We start from the raw sequence: 4555 nt of genomic DNA, 5'->3' as shown, positions 1-4555 counted from the left end.
CGGCGATGTCGCGAACGGTGCCGAGCTCTTCCGTGTCAACTGCGCGATGTGCCACAACGTGGCTGCCGCAGGTGGCGCACTGACCGAGGGCAAGTACGCCCCGGCACTGACCGAGACCAGCGCGCTGCACATGTACGCAGCCATGGTCACCGGTCCCCAGAACATGCCCGTCTTCGGCGACATGAACCTGTCGGACGAAGACAAGCGCGACATCATCTCGGCCCTGCTCTTCCAGCAGCAGTCCGTGCAGATCGGCGGATTCTCGCTCGGTTCGCTCGGTCCTGTCTCCGAGGGCCTGTTCGTCTGGATCTTCGGCATCGGCGCGCTCGTCGCCATCACCGTGTGGATCACGGCGAAGTCCAACTGACGCTTATTCATCGAAGAGGAACGTACGAGGAGCACCATGGCACACGACGACGACTCGCAGGCTCTTGACAGGGCCTACCAGCCCTCTCCAGGGCTGGGTGTCGCAGTCAGCGATCCCGTGCAGAACCCGGGGCTGCCGTCGCACCGCGCGCGGATGACCGACAAGGACCCGCGCGCTGAGAAGGCTGCGGAGCGCACGGTCTACACCCTGTTCTACCTCTCGCTGGCAGGAAGCATCTGGGCGGTCGCCGCCTACATGCTCTTCCCGATCGAGAGCGGCGCTCTGATCGACATCCGCCAGAACAACCTCTTCATCGGTCTGGGCATCGCTCTGGCTCTGCTCTGCATCGGCATCGGCGCGATCCACTGGTCGAAGGCGCTGATGAGCGACAAGGAGCACATCGAGCACCGCCACCCCACCCGTGGCAAGGAGTCGACGCGCGAGGCCGTCATCGAGGCATTCGAGACGGCGAACGAGGAGTCCGGCTTCGGGCGACGCACGATGATCCGCAACTCGCTGTTCGCGGCGATCGTGGCGTCGATCATCCCCGGCGTGACGCTGTTCCGTGGCCTCGCCCCGCACAGCACTCCGGACGATCCCACCGCGGGCGACCCGGTGGTGCTGCTCAAGCACACGATGTGGGAGAAGGGCCAGCGCCTCGTCCGCGACCCCGACGGAACGCCGATCCGCGCAGCGGACGTGACCCTCGGATCCGCCTTCCACGTCATCCCCGAGGACCTCGCCGAGCTCAGCCACCACGACGGCTACCTCGAGGAGAAGGCCAAGGCCATCGTCCTGATGATGCGCCTGCGTCCCGAGCAGCTCATCGAGGCCGAAGACCGCAAGGACTGGTCGTACGACGGCATCGTCGCGTACTCCAAGGTCTGCACCCACGTCGGCTGCCCCGTGGCGCTGTACGAGCAGCAGACCCACCACCTCCTCTGCCCCTGCCACCAGTCGCAGTTCGACGTCACGGATCACGCCAAGGTCATCTTCGGACCTGCCGCACGTCCGCTGCCGCAGCTGCCCATCACCGTCGACGACGAGGGCTACCTCGTCGCTCGCAGTGACTTCACCGAGCCCGTCGGCCCGAGCTTCTGGGAGCGCCATTGAGCACCGCAACGCTGTCCAAAGAGGACAAGGACAACAAGGCGCCTCTCGGCGGCCGATTCGTCGGCGCCGCGTCGAACTACATCGACGAGCGCACCAGCATCTCCGGCTTCGTCAAGGAGCTCGGTCGCAAGATCTTCCCTGACCACTGGTCGTTCATGCTCGGTGAGATCGCGCTGTGGAGCTTCGTGGTCGTGTTCCTGTCCGGAACCTTCCTGACGTTCTTCTTCGAGGCCTCCATGGTCGAGACGCATTACACCGGTGCATATGCCCCCATGCGCGGAATCGAGATGTCGGCGGCTCTCGAGTCGTCGCTGCACATCTCGTTCGATCTCCGCGGTGGTCTGCTGGTTCGCCAGATCCACCACTGGGCCGCGCTGGTCTTCGTCGCCGGCATCGGCGTGCACATGCTGCGCGTCTTCTTCACGGGCGCCTTCCGCAAGCCCCGCGAGCTCAACTGGGTCATCGGCTTCGTGCTGTTCGTCCTCGCGATGGCCGAGGGCTTCACCGGCTACTCGCTTCCTGACGACCTGCTCTCGGGCAACGGCCTGCGCATCATCGACGGCATGATCAAGGGCATCCCGCTCATCGGTACCTGGACGTCGTTCCTGCTCTTCGGTGGCGAGTTCCCGGGCACGGCGATCGTGGGGCGCCTGTACACGCTGCACATCCTGCTGCTTCCGCTGCTGGTCATCGGGCTCATCGCAGTGCACCTCATGCTGATGATCGTCAACAAGCACACGCAGTTCGCCGGCCCCGGCCGCACGAACGACAACGTCGTGGGCTACCCGATGATGCCGGTGTACATGTCGAAGATGGGCGGATACCTGTTCATCGTCTTCGGCACGATCGTGCTGATGGCGACCTTCTTCCAGATCAACCCGATCTGGAACTACGGTCCGTACGATCCCTCCCCCGTCTCCGCAGGTACCCAGCCTGACTGGTACATCGGCTTCGCCGACGGAGCGCTGCGTCTGGCCCCCTCGAACCTCGACATCGTGTTCCTCGACCACACGTGGTCGTTCGGAATCCTGCTGCCGCTGGTCGTCCTCGGCCTGTTCATCGTGCTCGTCGCGATCTACCCCTTCATCGAGGCGTGGGTCACGGGCGACAAGCGAGAGCACCACATCGCTCAGCGTCCTCGCAACGCGGCGACCCGCACCGCCATCGGCACGGCCGGCGTGATCTTCTACGCCGTCCTGTGGGCGGCGGCCTCGTCCGACCTGATCGCCACGCACTTCATGCTGACGATGGAGGGTGTCATCCACACCCTTCAGGCGCTGCTCTTCATCGGACCGGTGCTCGGCTACTTCGTCGCCAAGCGCATCGCGCTCGCTCTGCAGAAGAAGGACCGCGAGATCGTCTTGCACGGCTTCGAGTCAGGCCGTATCGTCCGCCTTCCCGGCGGCGAGTTCATCGAGGTGCACCAGCCGGTCGACAAGTACGATCGCTGGAAGCTCATCGACGTCGACGGATACGAGCCGCTCGTGGTCCGCCCGAATGCGAAGGGACGCATCTCGTGGACCGAGAACCTGCGGTCCTCCATCTCGCGCTGGTTCTACGAAGACCGTCTCGCCCCGCTCACGCAGGCAGAGGTCGAGGCCGCCGACGCGCACCAGCACCACGTCACGGCTCAGAACGACGAGACCGAAGCCGCCGAGATCCAGGGCGCTCACGAGCGCGCCGGCTTCCCGGATGCGCCGCTCACGGTGTCCGAGACGCACGTCGACGAGACGCCGAACACCCCCAGCACGGTCATCTCGACCGAGCCGGTGAAGAAGCCTCGTAACAAGAAGTCGGAGGACGGCGAGTAAGATCGCCGCTCCCCCATCAGAAGGCCCTGTCCGTTTTCGGACAGGGCCTTCTCGCGTCCGGGGGCCTCTCATGTGCACATGGAAAGATCGTGGCATGAGCTCAGCAACCCCACTCGGCCCATCCGCATTCACAATCGCGGCCCATCTCCGCATGATCGCGGAGGACGTTCGATGAGCGCAGCGATTCGCCACGCCGTGGCAGAGGATGCGGAGATCATCCAGAGGATAGAGACCGAGGCGGATGCGCTTCTCATCGCCAGCCTCGGGGCACCGGCCTGGCCGCCGACCGATGACGGGCTCGAGCGGCTCAGCGGCGGCGGGTTCGTGCTCATTCTCGAGGACGGCGGCACCCCGGTCGGATTCGTGCACGTCATGGATGCGGACGGCCATGCGCACCTCGAGCAGCTGTCTGTATCGCCCTCCTCCGGCCGCCAGGGATACGGTCGCCGGCTCGTCGAGGCCGCTCTGGACGAAGCACGCGAGCGCGGATACACCCGTGTCTCACTGCGCACGTTCGCGGAGGTGCCCTGGAACGCACCCTTCTACGCCTCCTGCGGGTTTCTCGAGAGCATCCCCGAGACGCCGTTCCAACGCGGTCTCGTCGACGCTGAAGCATCCTCAGGGCTTGATCGCTACGGACGCCGTGTGCAGATGACCGTGGAACTCTGACGCCGCGTACGATGTTGGCGGAATCCGGCTGTCTGCCGTCCGAATGACGCGGGTGTCTCCCCTGGCCGGCTTCTAGGCTGACAACATGATCGATCGTGCCGACTACTACGCCGCCAAGCTCGCCTACGAGACCGACGCCAGCGACGTGTACGCTGCGCTTAAGGACGGTGCGGAGATCCCTGTCATCGACGTTCGCTCCGACGNNGGGGCCACCCACATGCACTACAGCGAGATCGCTGACCGTGCCCCGACGGAGATCCCGCCGGACGCGGCGGTGGTCGTCTACTGCTGGAGTCCCGGATGCAACGCCGGCGCGAAGGGAGCGCTCGAGTTCGCCAAGCTGGGCTATGACGTCAGCGAGATGATCGGCGGGTTCGAGTACTGGGTTCGCGAGGGATACCCCGTCGAGGATGCCGATGGCACGCACCGGCGGCCTGTCGACGCGCTCACGGGAATCGCGCGCGTGCGCTCGCGCGCCTGACAGTGAAGACGCAGAAAGGCCCCTGGGTGATCCCAGGGGCCTTTCTCGTGGAACTCAGCGGGCGAAATTGCCGCGGTAGTACTCGTACACCCTGCCGACGATCGCGACGACGAA

5 protein-coding genes are annotated in these 4555 nt (G+C 65.3%); all 5 read left to right on the top strand.

Going from position 1 to position 4555, the window contains the following annotated elements; translation table 11 throughout:
• A partial coding sequence (locus J7E68_RS15400; RefSeq protein WP_215174055.1) for a cytochrome c occupies positions 1-367 on the top strand: 367 nt, incomplete at its 5' end.
• Between the two features lie 36 nt (positions 368-403).
• Positions 404-1480, top strand: coding sequence for a ubiquinol-cytochrome c reductase iron-sulfur subunit (locus J7E68_RS15395; protein WP_215174053.1), 1077 nt, complete (start codon positions 404-406; stop codon positions 1478-1480).
• On the top strand, positions 1477-3291 hold the full coding sequence (locus J7E68_RS15390) for a cytochrome bc complex cytochrome b subunit (protein WP_215174051.1): 1815 nt from the start codon (positions 1477-1479) through the stop codon (positions 3289-3291). The genes J7E68_RS15395 and J7E68_RS15390 overlap by 4 nt, the downstream gene beginning before the upstream one ends.
• A 171-nt stretch (positions 3292-3462) precedes the next feature.
• Positions 3463-3960, top strand: coding sequence for a GNAT family N-acetyltransferase (locus tag J7E68_RS15385; protein ID WP_215174049.1), 498 nt, complete (start codon positions 3463-3465; stop codon positions 3958-3960).
• Positions 3961-4045: 85 nt separating this feature from the next.
• Positions 4046-4441, top strand: coding sequence for a rhodanese-like domain-containing protein (locus J7E68_RS15380; RefSeq protein ID WP_215174047.1), 396 nt, complete (start codon positions 4046-4048; stop codon positions 4439-4441).
• The last annotated feature ends 114 nt before the right edge of the window (positions 4442-4555 follow it).

The organism is Microbacterium sp. ISL-103 (assembly GCF_018613995.1).
Taxonomy (GTDB): domain Bacteria; phylum Actinomycetota; class Actinomycetes; order Actinomycetales; family Microbacteriaceae; genus Microbacterium.
The sequence above is the reverse complement of the archived record's forward strand: the minus strand, read 5'-3'. Positions and strand labels throughout refer to the sequence as shown.